The organism is Delftia sp. WSY_12 (assembly GCF_043104645.1).
In the GTDB taxonomy this organism is placed as follows: Bacteria; Pseudomonadota; Gammaproteobacteria; order Burkholderiales; family Burkholderiaceae_C; genus Comamonas; species Comamonas tsuruhatensis.
Genome location: NZ_JBICKW010000022.1, coordinates 226596 through 246082, shown reverse-complemented (window position 1 = coordinate 246082; position 19487 = coordinate 226596). Strand labels below are relative to the sequence as shown.

Annotated in this window: 14 protein-coding genes; 5 read left to right on the top strand and 9 right to left on the bottom strand. The window is 68.5% G+C overall.

Features of this window, described 5'->3' with window-relative positions:
- Positions 1 to 2 precede the first annotated feature (2 nt).
- Together ACF8LI_RS13470 and ACF8LI_RS13465 are read right to left on the bottom strand one after the other, a co-directional pair.
- Complete coding sequence (locus ACF8LI_RS13470; protein ID WP_016446773.1) at positions 3 to 611, bottom strand: peptidoglycan recognition family protein; 609 nt, start codon at positions 609 to 611, stop codon at positions 3 to 5.
- A 211-nt stretch (positions 612 to 822) separates the two neighbouring features.
- A complete protein-coding gene (locus ACF8LI_RS13465; RefSeq protein ID WP_392413037.1) occupies positions 823 to 1770 on the bottom strand; it encodes a DMT family transporter in 948 nt (315 codons plus the stop codon).
- A gap of 145 nt (positions 1771 to 1915) precedes the next feature.
- Between ACF8LI_RS13465 and ACF8LI_RS13460 the strand changes: the two genes are divergently transcribed.
- The gene (locus ACF8LI_RS13460) at positions 1916 to 2857 is read left to right on the top strand and encodes a LysR family transcriptional regulator (protein WP_252651799.1); all 942 of its coding nucleotides are present in this window, start codon (positions 1916 to 1918) and stop codon (positions 2855 to 2857) included.
- Here the strand turns inward: ACF8LI_RS13460 and ACF8LI_RS13455 are convergent.
- Genes ACF8LI_RS13455 through ACF8LI_RS13445 form a run of 3 tightly spaced genes read right to left on the bottom strand, consistent with a single transcriptional unit; the run spans position 2854 to position 6138 of the window.
- Positions 2854 to 4419, bottom strand: coding sequence for an ABC transporter permease (locus tag ACF8LI_RS13455; RefSeq protein ID WP_016446777.1), 1566 nt, complete (start codon positions 4417 to 4419; stop codon positions 2854 to 2856). The two genes, ACF8LI_RS13460 and ACF8LI_RS13455, sit on opposite strands and share 4 nt — an antisense overlap.
- The gene (locus ACF8LI_RS13450) at positions 4410 to 5234 is read right to left on the bottom strand and encodes a phosphonate ABC transporter ATP-binding protein (RefSeq protein ID WP_392413035.1); all 825 of its coding nucleotides are present in this window, start codon (positions 5232 to 5234) and stop codon (positions 4410 to 4412) included. Before ACF8LI_RS13450 ends, ACF8LI_RS13455 begins: the two co-directional genes overlap by 10 nt.
- Positions 5235 to 5253: 19 nt before the next feature.
- Entirely contained in the window at positions 5254 to 6138 is an 885-nt protein-coding gene (locus ACF8LI_RS13445) for a putative selenate ABC transporter substrate-binding protein (RefSeq protein WP_392413033.1), read from the bottom strand.
- Positions 6139 to 6725: 587 nt separating this feature from the next.
- Here ACF8LI_RS13445 and lldP point away from each other — a divergent pair.
- From lldP to dld, 4 genes are all read left to right on the top strand, one after another.
- Positions 6726 to 8408, top strand: a complete 1683-nt coding sequence (lldP, locus tag ACF8LI_RS13440; RefSeq protein WP_192367802.1) for an L-lactate permease — start codon at positions 6726 to 6728, stop codon at positions 8406 to 8408.
- A 185-nt stretch (positions 8409 to 8593) separates the two neighbouring features.
- Positions 8594 to 9400, top strand: coding sequence for a transcriptional regulator LldR (gene lldR / locus ACF8LI_RS13435; RefSeq protein WP_016446781.1), 807 nt, complete (start codon positions 8594 to 8596; stop codon positions 9398 to 9400).
- Positions 9401 to 9410: 10 nt separating this feature from the next.
- Positions 9411 to 10550 carry an FMN-dependent L-lactate dehydrogenase LldD gene (lldD, locus tag ACF8LI_RS13430; protein ID WP_016452885.1) on the top strand — a complete coding sequence of 380 codons (1140 nt, stop codon included), beginning with the start codon at positions 9411 to 9413 and terminating at the stop codon, positions 10548 to 10550.
- The gene (dld, locus tag ACF8LI_RS13425) at positions 10547 to 12316 is read left to right on the top strand and encodes a D-lactate dehydrogenase (protein ID WP_392413031.1); all 1770 of its coding nucleotides are present in this window, start codon (positions 10547 to 10549) and stop codon (positions 12314 to 12316) included. The genes lldD and dld overlap by 4 nt, the downstream gene beginning before the upstream one ends.
- Positions 12317 to 12357: 41 nt before the next feature.
- Here dld and ACF8LI_RS13420 read toward each other — a convergent pair whose 3' ends face one another.
- From ACF8LI_RS13420 to ACF8LI_RS13405, 4 genes are all read right to left on the bottom strand, one after another.
- Positions 12358 to 13866: an aldehyde dehydrogenase family protein gene (locus tag ACF8LI_RS13420; RefSeq protein WP_392413029.1), complete on the bottom strand. Its 1509-nt coding sequence runs from the start codon at positions 13864 to 13866 to the stop codon at positions 12358 to 12360.
- A 43-nt stretch (positions 13867 to 13909) separates the two neighbouring features.
- On the bottom strand, positions 13910 to 14791 hold the full coding sequence (locus tag ACF8LI_RS13415; protein ID WP_016446785.1) for a transporter: 882 nt from the start codon (positions 14789 to 14791) through the stop codon (positions 13910 to 13912).
- 115 nt (positions 14792 to 14906) lie between these two features.
- A complete protein-coding gene (locus tag ACF8LI_RS13410; protein ID WP_392413027.1) occupies positions 14907 to 17030 on the bottom strand; it encodes a PQQ-dependent dehydrogenase, methanol/ethanol family in 2124 nt (707 codons plus the stop codon).
- Between the two features lie 142 nt (positions 17031 to 17172).
- Entirely contained in the window at positions 17173 to 19383 is a 2211-nt protein-coding gene (locus tag ACF8LI_RS13405) for a TonB-dependent receptor domain-containing protein (protein ID WP_392413025.1), read from the bottom strand.
- Positions 19384 to 19487: the final 104 nt, after the last annotated feature.

Sequence of the window (19487 nt, the reverse complement as noted above, 5' to 3'; positions counted from 1 at the left end):
GCTCAGGCTCCCGTGAAGATGTAGCGCAGCAATTGGGCGCCTTCGGTCGCTTCCTTGCGGGCAATGGCGCCGTGGGAGTAGACATCGGACAGCAGCTTGAGCTTGTAGTGGTCCACCAATTGCTGGGTCAGCCATTTGGTCTGGAACAGCTGCGATTGGGTGGGCGCCTCGTAATCCTTGGTCGATGGCAGGAAGCGGCCCACCACCTCGATGCCCACGGAGTCGCTGTTGGCCGGATAACGCAACGGATAGGCCTTTGTGTTCTCGTGCGATGACACATTCTTGGCCCGCTTGCTGAAGCTCAGGCCCTTTTGGTGCAGCAGGGCATTGATGTTCTTGAGTTCCGTGGGATCGCAGGTGCTCTCGTTGACGCAGCGCGGCTGAAGAATTCCCACATGCCAGCAGATGCGCTCAAGGCTGGCCGTCTGGTAGATCTTGCCGTCCTTCTCGATCAGAAAGTGCGCCCCCGTCTTCTGGCCGCTCTTGTAGGCATTGAGCACGCTGGCGGCCGTGGACGAGTCAGTGCGGTGCAGCACGATGGAGGTGACGGACAGCAAGGCGCCGTGCTCTATGGACGGATAGGTCTTGACTTCGACGCTTTTGTCTACCATCAATCCTTTTTCGATAGTGGCCAATTATTTCTCCCTCTGTATTCCGGCTGAATGAATGCGAATGGCGGAAAGCCGGGAGAGCATACGGGCGGAAGGGATAAAAATAATTCGAAATGTACTGTGCACCTCTTTGTTGGAAATATATTGAAACAATTGAGTGGAGTTCATGAAGGATGTATGAATTCCGGAAATCCCCGGAATTCACAGGGGCTCAATGGCGACGCAATGCAATGCCTGCGCGATGGCCCACGACTGCGACAAGGATGCAGCCCATCCCGACCCACTGCGCCGCCGACGGCACGGCGCCAAACCAGGCCAGGTCCACCAGCAAGGCCATGGCGGGGTAGACGAAGGACAGTGCCGCAATGGCGGGCGCCGGTAGCCGCTGGAATGCGGCATACATCACCGTGTACATGAAGGCCGTATGGACCAGTCCCAGGGTCAGCACCATGGAGGCGGCGCGCGCTGACAGCAATTGAGGGCTGGCTGCGGCGATATGGGTGAGCAGCGGCAGGGCCCACAGGCTCAGCACCAGTCCGCCCGCCAGCATCTGCAGCATGGCGATCTGGGCCGAGGGCATGTGGCCCAGGCGGCGCGTGGCGACCGTGGTGCCTGCGTAGAGAGCGGCGGCCAGCAGGGCCAGGGCGACGCCTATCCAGGCGCCTGTTCCAGCATGCGATGCATCCACGCCATCCAGCCCGACCAGGCCGCTGCTCAGCGCCACCCCCAACAGGGCCAGCAGCAGCCAGGGCAGCTTGCGGCGTTCAACGGGCTCGCCCTGCAGCGCCGAAAGAGCCAGCAGCATGAAGGGCTGCACGTGGTAGACCACGGTGGCCACGGCGATGGAGCTGTAGTGGTAGGCGCTGAACAGGGCGACCCAGTTCAATACCAGGGCGATGCCGCCGCCGGCCAGCCACAGCCATTCACGGCCTTGAGGGGCGACCCATTCGCGCCGCCAGGCCAGCCACAGGCCCAGGCCCAGTGCGCCCAGCACGCACCGGGCGAATACGACCAGCAGCGGCGGCAGCGCGCTTTCCACGACGAGCAGGCCGATGGTGCCCGACAGCGCCATGGCCAGCAGCATGCGCCAGGTGCCGCCCTGGCTGGTTCGGGGCCTTGTGGGTGATGTTGCAGAGGTGAGGCTGGGGCTGTGGGACATGGTGTCGATTCCTGGGCGCGCTTCGGTATGGAGCGCATGGCCGTATCTTGCGGACCCTTCAATCAATCAACAATCCACCAGTCATTCAAATTAATATTGCCTGCCATGCAACAAATACCGGAGTAGCGCCTTGCCCGATACCGCCATGCCCCTGGATGAAATGCTGGTCTTCGCCCGCGTGGTGGAGCACCAGAGCTTTGCGGGCGCGGCCCGGCAATTGGGGCTGACGACCTCGGCCGTGAGCCGCAGCGTGGGGCGGCTGGAGGCGCACTTCGGGCTGCGGCTGCTGCAGCGCACCACGCGCTCGCTGTCGCTGACCGAGGCGGGGGCAGAGATCCATCAGGCCTGCCTGCGGCTGGTGGAGGATGCCCAGGCCGTGCAGGCGCTGGCCGGCCAGCTGCGCCAGCAGCCGCGCGGACTGCTGAAGATCAGCGCGCCGGCCGTGCTGGGCGATCTCTGGCTGTCACCACTGCTGCCGGGCTTTTGCGCGCGCTGGCCCGAGGTACAGGTGCAGGTGGACATGACGGACCGCATGGTGGACCTGGTGGCCGAGGGGCTGGACCTGGGCCTGCGCATCAGCATGCCGGGCCAGATCGCGCCGGGGCTGGTGGCGCGGCCGCTCAAGACCATCCGCTATGTGCTGGTCTCCACGCCCGGCTACCTGGCGCGGCATGAGGCCATCGGTGCGCCCGAGCAGTTGCTGGCGCATCCCTTCATCAGCCTGGGCTACGGCCAGTTCCAGAACGAGGTCGAATTGCGTCCGCAGCGCGCTGGGCACCAGCCGGCTGCGCCCGCTACGCGTCTGCTGGTGAATACGCCCATCACCATTGCCAGCAGCCTGGGCATCATCCAGGCGCTGCAGCAGGGGCAGGGCATCGGCGTGGTAGCGGACTTTGCGGCGCAGGCGGCGCTGCAGGCCGGGCAGCTGGCGCCCGTGCTGCCGGGCTGGGCGCTGTGCGGCAAGTACGCGCCGCGCGTGGTGCATGCGGTCTATGCGCCCACGCGCCATGTGCCGCTGAAGCTGCGGGCGCTGATCGACTACCTGGTCGAGGTGGAGGGTGACGGCGCCGCGGCCCCCGCCACCTAACCCATGCGCCTTCGCAGCGCCGCGCTGGCCCAGTCCACGGCCACGGACAGCGCCAGCATGGCGATGATGACGGTGCTGGCCTGGGCATAGTGGAACAGCGACAGCTCGAAGTACAGCAGCTGCCCCAGCCCGCCCGCGCCCACGAAGCCCAGGATGGCGGCCATGCGGATGTTCATCTCCCAGCGGTACAGCGTATAGGCCAGCAACTGCGGCGCGGCACCGGGCAGCGTCGCGTAGAGGAAGGCCATGGCACGGCCGCTGCCGGACAGGCGCAGCGCTTGGGTGGGGGCGGCGGGCTGGTTCTGCAGGGCCTCGGCATACAGGCGCCCCAGCACGCCGGCCGTGTGCAGCGCCAGCGCCAGCGCGCCTGCGAACGGGCCCAGGCCCACGGCCAGGGCGGTGATGGTGGCCCAGACCAGCTCGGGCACGGAGCGCAGCACGTTGAGCACCAGGCTCCAGGGGGCGCGCCAGCGCGGCAGCGCCAGCAGCAGGCCCAGCACGGCCGCCAGCAGGGTGCCGACCACGGAAATGGCCAGCGTCTCCCACACGCCCACGGCCACCTTGCGCAGCCATTCGGCGCTGGTGTCGGGCGGGAAGAAGCTGATGACGAATTCCAGCATGGACCGGCCCGCCGCGCCGGTGAACAGCGAGGGCAGGTCCATCTCCAGCATGGCAAAGCTGGCGGCCACGCCCAGCGCCAGGGCGGCGCAGGTGAGGGCGCTGCGCCAGCCCCAGGCGCTGGCGCGTGCGGCGGGTGGCGTGTCCAGCGCGCGGCGCAGGCCGCGCGAGAGCAGGTCGGCACCCCAGACCAGCAGCATGAAGGTCAGCAAGATGGTGGAGGCCTCGCCGCCGTTGAGCATCTTCATGGCCTGGTCCATGAGCTGGCCCAGGCCGCCCGCGCCCACAAAGCCCATGACCACCGAGGCGCGTATGGCGCACTCCCAGCGGTAGACGGTGTACGAGGTCAGCTCGCGCGCGGCCTGGGGCAGCAGGCCGTACAGCATGGCCAGCGGCCGGCGCGCGCCGGCCTGCGCCAGGGCACGCGCGGGTGCGGGGTCGGCCGATTCCAGGATTTCCGCATAGACCTTGGCCAGCATGCCGCCATAGGTCAGGCCCAGGGCCAGCACGCCAGCGGCCGGCCCCAGGCCGAAGACGCGCACGAAGACCAGGGCCCAGACCAGTTCGGGCACGCCGCGCAGGATGGTGAGCAGGCCGCGCGTGACGGGGTTGAGCGCCCGCCGCTCGCGCGCGGCGCCCGTGACCAGGTAGGCCAGCGGCACGGCCAGCACAAAGGCCAGGGCCATGCCGGCCGTGGCAATGGCCAGGGTCTCCAGCGTGGCGCGGCCCAGGTAGCCGAGGAAGTCGCGCCCGGTCTCGGGCGGAAGAAACGTGGCCAGAAAGCGGCCTATGACCTGCAGGTTGCCGGGATCGAACAGCGCGCCCAGGCTGAAGCCCGCGCCCTGGAACAGCGGCCACAGCACGACGGCGGCCAGCACCAGGGCGCCGAGGCGGCGGGGCGCGGCGGGGTCACGCAGCGCGTGCAGATCGGAACTCAACGGCATGCGGATGCGGACAGCGGTGCGGCAAAGGCGGCGGGCGCGGGTGTCCACGCAGGGCCGGAGGGATCATCGCCAGGATGCTCGGACCCATACAGCGCACGCAGGTGTTCCTGCGTGACTTCAGCCGCCGGCAGGTCGAAGGCGATGGCGCCATCGCGGATGCCCACGATGCGCGCAAAGCAGGCCAGCGCCAGGTCCACGGCATGCAGGCTGGCCACCAGGGTGGCGCCGCGCGCTGCGGCTTCGTGCACCAGCAGTTGCACGGTGGATAGGGCCAGGGCCGGGTCCAGCGCGGCCACGGGCTCGTCGGCCAGGATGAGCTCGGCCTGCTGGTAGAGCACGCGGGCAATGCCCACGCGCTGCAACTGCCCGCCAGAGAGCTGGTCGCAGCGCGCGAACAGCTTGTCTGCCAGCTGCACGCGGGCCAGGGCCTCGCGCGCGCCAGCGGTGTCCTGTGGGTACAGCAGCGAGGCCAGCGCCTTCCACGCCGGCCACCGGCCCAGGCGCCCGGCCAGCACCGCCGTGACCACGCGCTGGCGCGGCGGTATGGGTGGCGCCTGGTGCACCGTGCCGATGCGCGCGCGCAGCAGCCGCGGGGCGCCCGCGCTGGACGCAGGCACCTCGTTGCCCAGCACGCTGCGCCGGCCCTCGCTGGGCGCCAGCGCCGTACCGATGACGGACAGCAGCGTGGTCTTGCCCGCGCCCGAGGGGCCGATCAGCGCAATGGCCTCGCCCTGGCGTGCGGCCAGCGTCACGCCGCGCAGCGCAATGCCGCCGCCGGCGTGGGTCAGGCCCACGCCTTGCAGTTCAAAGCTCATGGATTGCGCCTGCCGCGGCTTACTTGAGCAGGCCGGCCGACTTGGCGGCGGCCTCGATGCCTTCGTAGTTCGAGGCCTGGGTGGGAATGAAGCGCGCGGCACGCTGCAGCTCCAGGATGGCCTTGTGCTCTGGCTTGGCCGGGTCCAGCGCCAGGAAGGCGTCGGTCAGCTTCTTGACCAGGGCCGGGTCCAGGTCGCCGCGCACGGTCCAGTTGTAGTCGAAGTAGGGCGGCGTGGTGGCGAACACGCGCACCTTGCTGGTATCGACCTTCTTGGTCTCCACCAGCTTGTCCCAGACCGATGCGTTGAGCACGCCGGCCTCGGCCTTGCCTGCGGCCACGAAGGCCACGGTGGCGTCATGCGCGCCGGAGAAGGCCACGGTCTTGAAGTCCTTCTCGGGGTTGATGCCGTCCTGCTGCAGGAAAAAGCGCGGCATCAGGCTGCCCGAGGTGGACGAGGGCGCGCCAAAGGCAAAGCTCTTGCCCTTGAGGTCGGCCAGGGTCTTGATGGCGGGGTTGGCCGTGATGAACTTGGAGATGAACCTGGCGTCTTCCTCGCGCTGCACGATGGGGATGGCCGTGCCGTTGGTGCGGATCTTGGCCTGCACGAAGGTGAAGCCGCCCAGCCAGGCCAGGTCCAGCTTGCGCGTGGCCAGCGACTCGACCACGGCGGCGTAGTCGGTCACGGGCGTGAACACCACCTTCATGCCGGTCTGTGCCGAGAGGTACTTGCCCAGCGGCTCGAACTTGCGCTGCAGCTCGGTGGGAGCTTCATCCGGGATGGCCGAGACGCGCAGCACGGAGGGTTCGGCGGCCAGCGCAGGCAGGCTGGACAGGGTGGAGGCGGCCAGCACGCAGGCAGCCGCCTGGCGCAGCGCCGAGCGGCGCGCAGGAATGTGGTTCATGGATGGGCTCCGTTCAATCAGCCACCGCCGTCCGGATACACGGCGGTTTAATAAGGCGCCCGGGGTTGACACGGGCGCCGAAGGTACAAGGGCGGTACACCGACCGCTGAGGCTGCATTGTAGGGAGCGGGCTTTTCCGTTGGGGAGCGTCAGGCTTGAGCGCCGGACCTGCCGGCACAGCGCGGCCGCCGATCTTTTTCCCGCGTGCGCTGCGTTTGTGCACCGCCTGGGACCTTGCTTGGTCGGGGACTTGAACATGCGTTGCACCAAAATATCCATTATTGGTATGACCAATAAATATCCTGGTGCATTATCTGCACTCTTTTAGGTGTTTACCCTGTTCATCTGTCCACTTGAAAGCTCTGAGAATCGCACCACTTCGCGCAATGGTCTGAATTTTGGTTTAATTGGTTGGACCAATTTGCCAATGGCCCACAAGGCGCCAGCGCGGGGAACACTCCCGGTCACCGTTGCAGCCATCCAGCAGACATCCAGTGCGGATCGCACCGCGTGCCAACGCTGCAACGAGAGGGAGTGGCCGACAAGGGGCGCTTACCGCGCCCTCCCCATCATCTAGAGACACGGTCATGCAAACCATCTGGCAGCAGAACTACGATCCCGCCGGGAACATCTGGATCTCGGCGCTGATCGCGCTGATTCCCATCATCTTTTTCTTCCTGGCGCTGACCAGGTTCCGTCTCAAGGGCTACCAGGCTGGCACCGTCACCGTGGCGCTGGCGCTGGGCGTGGCGCTGCTGTTCTACAAGATGCCCGTGAGCGCGGCACTGGCCTCGGCCGTGTACGGCTTCTTCTACGGCCTGTGGCCCATCGCCTGGATCATCGTGGCGGCCGTGTTCCTCTACAAGATCTCGGTCAAGACGGGGCAGTTCGACGTGATCCGCTCGTCCATCCTGTCGGTCACTCCCGACCAGCGGCTGCAGCTCATCCTGGTGGGCTTTTGCTTCGGCGCCTTCCTGGAGGGCGCGGCCGGCTTCGGCGCGCCCGTGGCCATCACTGCCGCGCTGCTGGTGGGCCTGGGCTTCAAGCCGCTGTACGCGGCCGGGCTGTGCCTGATCGCCAACACGGCGCCCGTGGCCTTCGGCGCCATGGGCATTCCCATCATCGTGGCAGGGCAGGTCTCGGGCGTGGATGCATTCGCCATCGGCCAGATGGCCGGCCGCCAGTTGCCCTTCATGACCGTGCTCGTGCTGTTCTGGCTGATGGCCATCATGGACGGCTGGCGCGGCGTCAAGGAAACCTGGCCTGCGGTGCTGGTGGGCGGCGGCTCCTTCGCCGTGGTGCAGTTCCTCACCGCCAACTACATCGGCCCCGAGCTGCCGGACATCACCTCGGCCATCGTCTCGCTGGTGGCGCTGACGCTGTTCCTCAAGGTCTGGCAACCCAAGCGCATCTTCCGTTTCGACACGGAAGGCGAGGGCGGCAAGGCTGCGGCAGTTGCAGCACCGGCCATCACCTCCGGTGCGCCGCTGACAGCAGGCGCCGTCATCAAGGCCTGGTCGCCCTTCATCATCCTCACGGCCATGGTGACGATCTGGAGCATCAAGCCCTTCAAGGCGCTGTTCGCCGCAGGCGGCCCGCTGGCCTCCACCGTCATCAACATCCCCGTGCCCTTCCTGCACAACCTGGTGGAGAAGACGCCGCCCGTCGTGGCCGCAGCTGCGCCCTACGGCGCGGTCTACACCTTCAACTGGCTGCTGGCCACCGGCACGGCCATCCTGATCGCGGCGCTGATCACCATCACCTTCACGCGGCTGTCGCCCGCCAAGGCCGTGGCCACGCTGGGTGAGACCTTCAGGGAACTGGCCGTGCCGATCTACTCCATCGGCATGGTGCTGGCCTTCGCCTTCGTGGCCAACTACTCGGGCCTGTCGGCCACGCTGGCCCTGGCGCTGGCGCACACGGGCCAGGCGTTCACGTTCTTCTCGCCCTTCCTGGGCTGGATCGGCGTGTTCCTCACGGGCTCGGACACTTCGGCCAACGCGCTGTTCGCCGCGCTGCAGGCCACGACGGCGCAGCAGCTGGGCCTGCCCCAGGTGCTCACGGTGGCGGCCAACACCACGGGCGGCGTGACGGGCAAGATGATCTCGCCCCAGTCCATCGCCATTGCCTGCGCGGCCGTGGGCCTGGCAGGCCGCGAGTCGGACCTGTTCCGCTTCACGGTCAAGCACAGCCTGATGTTTGCCGTGATCATCGGGGTGATCACCACGCTGCAAGCCTATGTGTTTACGTGGATGATTCCGGGGTATTGACATGAAACACCCCCTGAGTCGCTGCGCGCCTTCCCCCTCTCTACCCGCTTCGCGGGGGAGGGGGACGACACCCTCGCGGCGGGGCGGCCCTTGCTCGGTGTCCCTGGCTTGGGCAGTGCGGGTTTCATGCGATGAGGCTGGCGCATAGCGCCGTGAATCACTGAAAACCAATTCTGAGAATCCCCATGCGCGTTGCCGATCAAGTTGTCGAGAAATTGCTTGCCCTGGTGCAGGCCAGCGGAGTGCAGCCCGGACAGCGGCTGCCCGCGGAGCGGCAACTGGCGGCCGAGCTGGGCGTCTCGCGCACCTCGGTGCGCGAGGCGATACAGAAACTCACCAGCCAGGGCGTGCTGGTGGCGCGGCGCGGCGATGGCACCTACCTGCAGGAGCCGGCGCCGGCTGCCGAGCCTGCGGACTGGCTCAAGGACGCCATGCGGCCGCTGGCCGGCCTGATGGAGTCCGACTCCCACTACCGCTACGACGTGCTGGAAACCCGCCACGCGCTGGAGACCAGCACGGCCTGGCTGGCCGCCCAGCGCGCCACGCCGCAGGACAAGGACCATATCCAGCGCTGCTTCGAGGTGATGATCCAGCACCAGCAAAGCGGCCACGCCGAGCTGGCGGCGCGCGCCGACGCGCAGTTCCACCTGGCCATTGCGGAGGCTTCGCACAACCTGGTGCTGGTGCAGGTCATGCACAGCCTGTTCACCGTGGTGCTGTCCACGGTGGAACGCAACCGCCACGACATGTTCCGCCTGAGCGCGCCCCAGACCCTGCAGGAGCTGACCGTGCAGCACCAGAGCCTCATGCAGGCCATCCTGGACGGCGACCCGCAGCGCGCCCGCGAATGCATCGGCGAGCACCTGGAGCATGTGCGCACCACCATCCAGCGCCTGGACGAGGACCGCGCGCGGCGCGAGCGCTCCATGCGGCTGCCTCTGGACGCCGCGCCCGCGCTGCTGCCCACTTCAGACCTGATACGAAAGACATGAGACACCCATCATGATCATCTCCTCCACCTCCGACTACCGTGCGGCGGCGCAAAAGCGCCTGCCGCCTTTCCTGTTCCACTACATCGACGGCGGCGCCTATGCCGAGCAGACGCTGCGCCGCAATGTCGAGGACATGGCCGCCGTGGCGCTGCGTCAGCGCGTGCTCAAGGACATGAGCCGGCTGGACACCAGCATCGAGCTGTTCGGCGAGAAGCTGTCCATCCCCGTGGCGCTGTCGCCCGTGGGCCTGACGGGCATGTACCGCCGCCGCGGCGAAGTGCAGGCCGCGCGCGCAGCCGACGCCCATGGCATTCCGTTCACCATGTCCACGGTCTCGGTCTGCCCCATCGAAGAGGTGGCGCCCAAGATCAAGCGCCCCATGTGGTTCCAGCTCTATGTGCTCAAGGACCGGGGCTTCATGCAGAACGCGCTGGAGCGTGCCCAGGCGGCCGGCTGCTCCACCCTGGTCTTCACCGTGGACATGCCCGTGCCCGGCGCGCGCTACCGCGATGCGCATTCGGGCATGAGCGGCCCGAATGCCGCCATGCGCCGCTACTGGCAGTCGGTCACGCATCCGGCCTGGTCCATGGACGTGGGCCTGCTGGGCCGCCCGCATGACCTGGGCAACATCTCGGCCTACCGGGGCAGCCCCACGGGCCTGGCCGACTACATCGGCTGGCTGGGCGCCAACTTCGATCCCTCCATTTCCTGGAAGGACCTCGAATGGATACGCGCCTTCTGGAAGGGGCCCATGGTCATCAAGGGCATCCTGGACCCCGAGGACGCCAAGGACGCCGTGCGCTTTGGCGCCGACGGCATCATCGTCTCCAACCATGGCGGCCGCCAGCTCGACGGCGTGCTGTCCTCGGCCCGCGCGCTGCCGGCCATTGCCGATGCGGTCAAGGGCCAGATCAAGATCCTGGCCGACTCCGGCATCCGCAACGGCCTGGACGTGGTGCGCGCCATCGCCCTGGGCGCCGACTGCGCCATGATCGGCCGCGCTTTCATCTACGCGCTGGCCGCTGCCGGCGAGGCCGGCGTCAAGCACCTGCTGGAGCTGCTGGAAAAGGAGATGCGCGTGGCCATGACGCTGACCAGCGTCAGCAAGGTGGCAGACATCACCGGTGACCTGCTGGTGCGCGAAGCATGAGCGCGCCGTCCATCTCCGCCATGCCCCAGGTGTCCCGCGAAACCCTGCTGCAGCAGCTGCGCCAGGCCGTGGGCGCGGCCCATGTGCTCACCGACGACCAGGCCACGCGCCGCTTCCGCAAGGGCCACCGCACGGGCGAGGGCCCGGTGCTGGCCGTGGTGCGGCCCGCGACGCTGCTGGAGCAGTGGAAGGTGGTGCAGGCCGCCGTGGCGGCCGGGCGCATCGTCATCATGCAGGCCGCCAACACGGGCCTGACGGGCGGCTCCACGCCCGACGGCGCGGACTACGACCGCGAGATCGTGCTCATCAACACCTTGCGCATCACCGGCGTGCAGGTCATTGGCGGCGGCGCCCAGGTGGTCTGCCTGCCCGGCGCCACGCTGGACCGGCTGGAGCAGGCGCTGGCGCCGCTGGGGCGCGAGCCGCATTCGGTGATCGGCTCGTCGTGCATCGGCGCCTCGGTGCTGGGCGGCATCTGCAACAACTCGGGCGGCGCCCTGGTGCGGCGCGGCCCGGCCTATACCGAACTGGCGCTGTACGCGCGCGTGTGCGGCGACGGCTCGCTGGAACTCGTCAACCACCTGGGCATCGCCCTGGGCCGCACGCCCGAGGAAATCCTCACGCGGCTGCAAAACGGCGACTACACCGAGTCCGACATCGCCCACGATGCGCAGCGCGCCGCCTCCGACCCGCGCTATGCCGATGCCGTGCGCGCCGTGGACGAGGACACGCCCGCGCGCTTCAATGCCGACCCCTCGCGCCTGTTCGAGGCCTCGGGCTCGGCCGGCAAGCTGTGCCTGTTCGCCGTGCGGCTGGACACCTTCCCCAAGGAGCCCAGCACCGTCTTCTATATAGGCAGCAATGCGCCCGACGACCTCACGGCCGTGCGCCGCGAGCTGCTGACCGCGCTGCCGCGCCTGCCGATCGCCGGCGAGTACATCCACCGCACGGCCTACGACATCGGCGAGAAATACGGCAAGGACACCTTCCTGCTGATCGACCGCTTCGGCACGGCCAGGGTGCCGGCCGCCTTCGCCCTCAAGAGCCGCATGGACGGCTTCTTCGAACGCTTCGGCCTGCGCGGCGTCACCGACCGCGTGATCCAGGCGCTGACCAACCTGCTGCCCAGCCACCTGCCCGCGCGCATGCGCCAGTGGCGCGACCGCTATGAGCACCACCTGCTGGTGCGCGTGTCCAACGACACGGCCGAGGCCACGCGTGAATTCCTCACGCGGCACTTCAGCGGCAGCACCACGGGCGGCTGGTTCGAGTGCGATGCCGACGAGGGGCGCAAGGCCTTCCTGCACCGCTTCGCCATCGCGGGCGCGGCCATCCGCTACCGCGAGGTGCACCGCGCCCAGGTGGAGGACATCGTGGCGCTGGACGTCGCCCTGCGCCGCAACGACCGTGAATGGGTGGAGCAACTGCCCGCCGAGGTCGAGCGCGACATGGTCCACAAGCTCTACTACGGCCACTTCTTCTGCCATGTCTTCCACCAGGACTACATCGTCAAGAAGGGCGTGGACCCGCTGGCCATGGAGCACCGCATGTGGGAACTGCTGGACGCGCGCCGCGCCGAGTACCCGGCCGAACACAACGTGGGCCACTTGTACGTGGCCAAGCCCGCGCTGGCAGGCTTCTACCGTGAGCTGGACCCCACCAACACCTTCAACCCCGGAATAGGCCACACCTCGCGCAAGCTGGGCTGGGAGGAGTGTTGCGACCGGCCGGGGGGATGGCCCAAGGGGTATTCGGAAACGCCGTAGAGCAGGAGCAGGCGGGCCCGGGGGCAGCCCGCCGCACCCCCTCACAGATTGATGAACACCGACTTGGTCTCCAGGTAGGCATCCAGCGCGGTGCGGCCCATGTCGCGGCCCATGCCGGACTGCTTGTAGCCGCCGAAGGGCATGCCCGGGTCCAGGGTGCTGTGGCAGTTGACCCAGACCGTGCCGGACTGGATCTTGGGGATCAGCCGGTGGACCTTGGACAGGTTGTTGGACCAGATGCTGGCGCCCAGGCCATAGGGCGTGTCGTTGGCCCAGGCGGCGACTTCGTCGAGGTCGTCATAGGGCATGGCCACGAGCACGGGGCCGAAGATTTCCTCGCGTGCCACGCGGTGGTCGTGCTGCACGCCGGTCATCACCGTGGGCTGCACGAAGTAGCCGCGCTGGCCTGCGCGGGCGCCGCCCGTCACCACCTCGGCGCCCTGGCTGCGGCCTATGTCGATGTAGCTGCAGACGCGCTCCATCTGCTCCTGCGAGACCAGCGGGCCCATCTGCGCGCTGGGGTCCAGGCCATGGCCCAGGGTGAGTTGGGCGGCCTGGTCGGCCACGTCGGCCACCACGCGGTCGAACATGCTTTTGTGCACGTATAGGCGCGAGCCCGCGCAGCAGACCTGGCCGTGGTTGAAGAAGATGGCATTGGCCGCGCCCGCCGCCGCCGTGGCGGGGTCGCAGTCATCCAGCACGATGACGGGGGACTTGCCGCCCAGCTCCAGCGTGATGCGCGTCATGTTGTCCATGCAGGCATGGCCGATGAGCTTGCCCACCTCGGTCGAGCCCGTGAAGCTGACCTTGTTGACCAGCGGGTGCGAGACCAGGGGCGCGCCGGTACCGGGGCCGTCGCCCGTGACCACGTTGAACACGCCGGGCGGAAAGCCCGCTTCCTGGATCAGCTCGGCCAGCATCAGCGCGGTCAGCGGCGTCTGTTCGGCGGGCTTGAGCACCAGGGTGCAGCCTGCGGCCAGCGCGGGCGCCAGCTTCCAGCTGGCCATGAGCAGGGGGAAGTTCCAGGGCACGACGGCGGCGACCACGCCCACGGGCTCGCGCCGGGTGTAGGTGAACATCTGCGCCTCGGGCGCGAAGGGCACGGAGTGCTCGTGCGTCATGCCCTCGATCTTGGTGGCCCAGCCGGCCATGTAGCGGATGGAGTCTATGGCCATGGCGATGTCCACGGCGCGCGCAATGGCGGCGGACTTGCCGTTGTCCAGCGATTCGACCTCGGCCAGGGCCTGGGCATGGGTCTCCATGAGGTCGGCCAGGCGCAGCATCAGGCGCTCGCGCTCCACGGGGCGCATGCGGCCCCAGGGGCCCAGGTGCAGCGCGCGGTGGGCGGCGCGCACGGCCAGGTCCACATCGGCCGGGCCGGCGCTGGCGACTTCGGCGAGCACGGCCTCGGTGGCCGGGTTGACGGTGGACAGGCGCTGGCCGGTCCGGGCCGCCACCCATTGGCCGTCGATGAAGAGGTCATGCGTGCCCCGGTTGAGGAAGGCGCTGGCGCGCTCGGTGATCTGGTGCTGGATGTCGCTGAGGTTCATGGTGTGCTCCTTGGGGGTGAACGGGAGAAAGGGGGGTGTGGGATCAGAAAACCTGCAGCAGGCGCAGGTTGATGCGGGCGTTCTCCTTGAAGCCCTGGCGCACATGCAGGTCGCGGCCCACGGTGGCCAGCAACTGCGTCTTGGGCGCGACAAAGACCGCGCCGCCGAAAGAGACCTTGGTGGTGGACTGGCGGTCGCCTTGCGACACGCCGTTGACCTGGGTCTCGCCGCCCGTCAGGTGCGACAGGCCCAGGCGCAGGTCCGAGGTCTCCGACAGGTGGTAGCGCAGCAGGCCCTGGAACTGGAACTGCGCCTTTTGCTTGAGCGTGGCGCTTTGGGCGCCGAAGTCGTCGTTCTTGCCGAAGACGGTGACATCGGCCGCCAGGTCCATGGTCACGCGCTTGCCCAGCGGCTTGATCCAGCCGGCCTGCAGGGCGGCCTTCCAGCGGTTCTCGCCCAGGCTCAGCGGGTCGTTGCGGCTGTACTGGCCCGTGGGCAGCCAGACAAAGGGGGTGATGCCGAAGTGCTCCTTGTCGCCGGGCTTGGTCAGCCACAGGGTGGCGGCCAGCATCAGGTCGCCCACGCCGGTATTGCTGCCCATGGCCGCGATATCGCGCGAGGCCGACAGGCGCCCGAAGGGCAGCAGGAACTGCGGGTCGATCACGTAGTCGCCCAGCTTCATGAAGTGCACGCCGCGCGCTATGCCGATGTCCGAGGTCAGCCTCGGCCGTATGGGCGCCTGGTCGCCATTGGCATAGAGGCTGTCCCGCGTGGCGTGCTGGTAATAGACCATGCCCAGCGTGGTGCCGGGCGGCAGGGCGGTGTAGTCGCCCGCGTCGATATCGACGGCGTGGGCATTGAAGGTGGCGCATGCGGCCATGGCTGCCAGGGCCAGGGATGCGCGGGTGAAGGGCTTGGATGGCATGGCGAAGAGTCCGGTCCGGTGTTTTCAGGCAAAGCCCTGCCCAGGCCTGCTGCAGGACAGCAGGGCCGGGGAGGGGAATGGGAGGTTGGGGGAGGGGGAGGGCGGCTCGCGCTGGCTACTTGGGCCGCACCGCGTCAGCCGTGCCCTGGATGAAGGCCTTGATCTTTTCCACGTCGTCCATGCTCAGCTTGCCCGTGAAGTCGGGCATGCCGCGCGACATGGCCGGGCCCTTGAAGATGAACTTGTCCAGGTGCTCGATATAGGCCGGGTCCAGGTAGCCCAGGTTGGGCAGGTTGCCCCCCCGGTCCACGCCGGGCACGCCGTGGCAGAAGGCGCAGTTGCTGACATACAGGGCCGTGCCTTCGGCCACCAGGCTCTTGTCGTAGGGCACGCCCTGCAGCAGCTTGCCCTGCTGGTAGGCGACGAAGGCAGGCGCCTCGGCCTTGCCGTCCAGCGCGAAGGTGTAGACCGTGCCCGGGCCCTTGCGCTCGGTGTGGCGCGCGGCCAGGCCGTAGACGCCACCCCAGCCCACGGCGATGGAGACGTACTGGCGGCCATCGACCTCATAGGTGATGGGTGCGGCCACCACGCCCGTGCCCGTGGGCTTTTCCCAGAGCTTCTTGCCGTTGCGCGCGTCATAGGCCACGAAGCGGCCGTCGGCCGTGCCCTGGAACACCAGGTTGCCCGCCGTGGCCAGCGTGCCGCCGTTCCAGGGCGAGGCATGCTCCACGCGCCAGCGCTCCTTCTGTGCCACCGGGTCCCAGGCGATCAGGCGGCCGAAGGGCGTGCTCTTGGGCGGCTCCATGTTGACCAGCGTGGCCGTGTTCCAGCCGATATTGCTGTGCGGCTCGGGCAGGGAGCCGCCGTTGAACTTCCAGTTCTTGTTGTCCTGCAGGGTCAGCGGCACATGCTGGGCCGGCAGGTAGGCCAGGCCCGTGTCGGGGCTGTAGGACATGGAATGCCAGTTGTGGGCGCCGAAGGGGCTGGGAATCACGTCGCGCGCGCGGTCGCCGCTGCGCGCAATCGGTGTCTCGATGGGGCGGCCCTTGGCGTCGTAGCCGCTGGCCCAGTTCACGTCGACGAAGTTCTTGGCCGAGATGAACTGGCCGTTGGTGCGGTCGATGACGAAGAAGAAGCCGTTCTTGGGCGCATGCAGGATGACCTTGCGCGGCTTGCCGCCGATCTTGATGTCGGCCAGCACCATGGGCTGGGTGGAGGTGAAGTCCCAGCTGTCGCCCGGCGTCTCCTGGTAATGCCAGACGTACTCGCCCGTATCGGGGTTCAGCGCCACGATGCTGGCCAGGTACAGGTTGTCGCCACCGGCCGGGCTGCGCTTGGCTTGCGCCCAGGGCGAGCCGTTGCCCGTGCCGATGTACATGAGGTTGAGCTCGGGGTCATAGGCCATGGTGTCCCAGGCCGTGCCGCCGCCACCGGCCTCCCACCACTTGCCGGCCGGGTCCCAGGTCTTGGCGGCGCGGGCCATGGCCTCGTTCTCGAACGGCTTGGACGGATCGCCGGGCACGGTGAACCAGCGCCACTGCTGGGCACCGGTCTCGGCGTCATAGGCCGTGACATAGCCGCGCACGCCGTACTCGGCGCCGCCGTTGCCGATCAGCACCTTGCCCTTGATGACGCGCGGTGCGCCCGTGATGGTGTACGAGAAGGCGCGGTCGATGATGGTGTCCTGCTCCCAGACCTTCTGGCCCGTGGCCGCGTCCAGCGCCACCAGGCGGCCATCGAAGGCGCCCACATACACCTTGCCCTTGTAGACCGCCACGCCCCGGTTGACCACGTCGCAGCAGCCCTTGAAGCCGTTGGCTCGGTCCACGCCGGGGTCGTAGCTCCACAGGCGCTTGCCGGTGCGCACGTCCACCGCATGCACCACGCTCCAACTGGCCGTGACGTACATGATTCCATCGACCACCACGGGCGTGGACTCCACGCCGCGCGTGGATTCCAGGTCATACGACCAGACCAGGCCCAGCCGCTTCACGTTGGCCGTGTCCAGCTGCCTGAGTTTGGAAAAGCGCGTCTCGCTGTAGTCCATGCCGTAGCTGGGCCAGTCCTTGGAGCTGCGCGCGTTGTCGCGGATGCTCTGCGAGTCGATGCGCGAGGTGACGGCGCGTATGTGCTCGGGCGAGCCTTTGCTTGGCAGGCCTGCCTGCGCCAGCGCGGCGCCCGGCAGGGCCAGCACCAGGCCGGCGGCCAGCAGCGTGGAGGAAAGCACGTGGGTCTTCATGTTGTCTCGTCTCCTGTGTGGTTTGTTTTTGCGTGCATGGCGCTGGGGGCAAGGGCACCATGTGGGAGACGATAAAAAAAGCGACCTCGGGTCACAACATTCGGATTTACCCGGGGGCGGATCTGTACCGCCGTGGAACAGCTCAGAACGTCCGGCTGACCGTCACCCCGGCCGACAGCCCGCGTCCCGCACCCGGTTCGAAGAACCGCTGGTTGCCCTCGTTGACGATGACCGACCCTGCAAAGCGCCGGTCGAACAGGTTGTCCAGCCGCACAAAGGTCTGGGCGCTCCACTGCTGCCATTGCCGCGACCAGCGCAGGCTGGAGCCCCAGACGGTGTAGCCGGCCGCGCGGTCGGTGTTGCGGTCGTTCACGGCCACGGGGCCGCTGTGCAGCATGTCCACGGTCCAGGTCCATTGCGGCGACAGCTGCCAGGCCAGCTCGCTCCACAGGCGGCGCGGCGCGGTGCCGGCCAGGCGCGCGCCGGCATCCACCGGGGCGGTGGGCGTGGTGCAGGGCGTGGCCTCGCAGGTCAGGAAGCTGTCGCGGTAGCGGGCCTGCAGCAGGGTCAGGGCGGTGCTGGCCGTGAGCGATCCCCATTGGGCGTTGCCCGAGAATTCCAGCCCCCGGCGCAGCGTGCGGCCTGCGTTCTGGTAGGTGGCGCGCCCTCCCGTGTTGGACAGTACGGTGAGTTCGCGCTGGGTATGGGTCTCGAACAGCGTGAGGTTCCAGCCCGCGTTGCCGTGGCGCCCGCGCAGGCCGACCTCGACGGTGTTGTGGGCGCTGGCGGCCAGGCCGGTGTTCAGGCCGCTGTTCATGCCATTTTGGCCACCGGGCCGGTAGGCCACTTCGTTGAGCGTGGGCGTTTCCATGCCCCGGCCCACCGATGCGTGGGCCACCAGCTCCGGCAGCAGGTTCACGCGCAGGCCCAGCGAGGGCAGCCAGCCGCGCCAGGCCATGCTGCCGCTGTCGTCGCCATTGCCGGCTGCGATGTAGTGGTCCTCGGAGCGGTAGCGCACGCGCGCCTGGCGCAGGCCGGCGCTCAGGGCCACGCTCTGCGTGCTCCACTCGGCCTGCAGATAGGGGTCGGCGGAGCGCGCCTGGTTGCGTTCGTCGCGGCGCAGCCGGCCCTGCACGCCGAGCTGGCTGCCGATGAAGTTCTCGTAGCCGCGCCGGGTCTCGCCCTGCCAGTCGTAGGCCAGGCCTGCCGACCAGTCCAGCCGGCCGCCGGCCACGTCCTCATGGGTGCTGCGCCAGCGCAGGTTCATGCCCGCGTAGTCGCGGTCCAGGTCGATCACGCCGCCTGAATGCGAGGGCGGCGCCTGCGTGGCCACGGGAATGGACTGGGACTGCAGCACGGAGCGCGTGCCCGCATAGGCCATGAGTTCCAGGCGCTGGCCCGCGCCGAACTGGTGCTGCCAGGCGGCGCCCAGCTGGCGCTGGCGCACGCTTTTGCGCGTATTGAAGCGCAGCGCGCTGGCCGTGGTCTGGCCGGGGTCGGCCTCGAACTCGGCGCGTGTCAGGCCCAGCGGGTCCTGGGCGCTGGCGCGCTGCTCCTGGTACTGCAGCAGCCATTGGTCATCTCCTTGCTGGCGCGACAGTTTCATGTGGGCCGTACTGCGGTCTGCGGCCGATTGGGGGCGCATGCCGTCAGTGGCGAAGCGCTCGATGTGGATGGCATAGCGCCATGGGGCGGAGCCGCCATCCGCCTGGTCCGGCTTTCTGCCCCCGATCGTGCCGCGCAGCTGGGTGGACAGGCGCCACAGCCCGTCCGGCCCCATGGCCATGCCGCTGCGCCACAGGCCGGGCTCCTCGCCGTCTTCGGTGTACAGCAGCAGTGCACCGCCTGCGCTGTTGCCGTAGAGCACGGCGGCCGGGCCGCGCACCACGTCCAGGCGCGCGGCGTTGCCCAGCGTGAAGTTGGCGGCTTGGCCCTGGCCGTCGGGCGCGCCGGCCGGGATGCCGTCCACGTACAGGCGCAGCCCGCGCACGCCAAAGGTGGAGCGCGCACCGAAGCCGCGCACCGAGATCTGCAGGTCCTGGGCGAAGTTCTGGCGGTTCAGCACCACCAGGCCCGGCACGCGCGCCAGGCTTTCGGACAGGTTGACCTGCATCTGCCCCTCGCGCAGCACCGTGCCGTCCACGCTGTCGATGGCGGCGGTGGCGCGCCACAGGTCGGGGCCGGCGCCGGGCTGGCTGGCCGTGATGACCACGGGGGCGAGCAGGGCCTCGCTGGAGTCCTGCGCTGCGTTTGCCGCCTGGGCGGGCAGGGCGTGCAGCGTGCAGGCCAGTGCGGCGCCCAGGGTGGGCAGGGCGGGCCGGGGGTGTCTTGTGCTGTGGGGGGAGCGTGTCATTGCGGGCGGGCCTGTGGCGATGCCCGAGGTTACCGAGCCCGGCAAGCCGTTCCAACACGGGTGATTTCCCTAGTGCTGTCCTGTGCCGTGGCGGAACAACAATC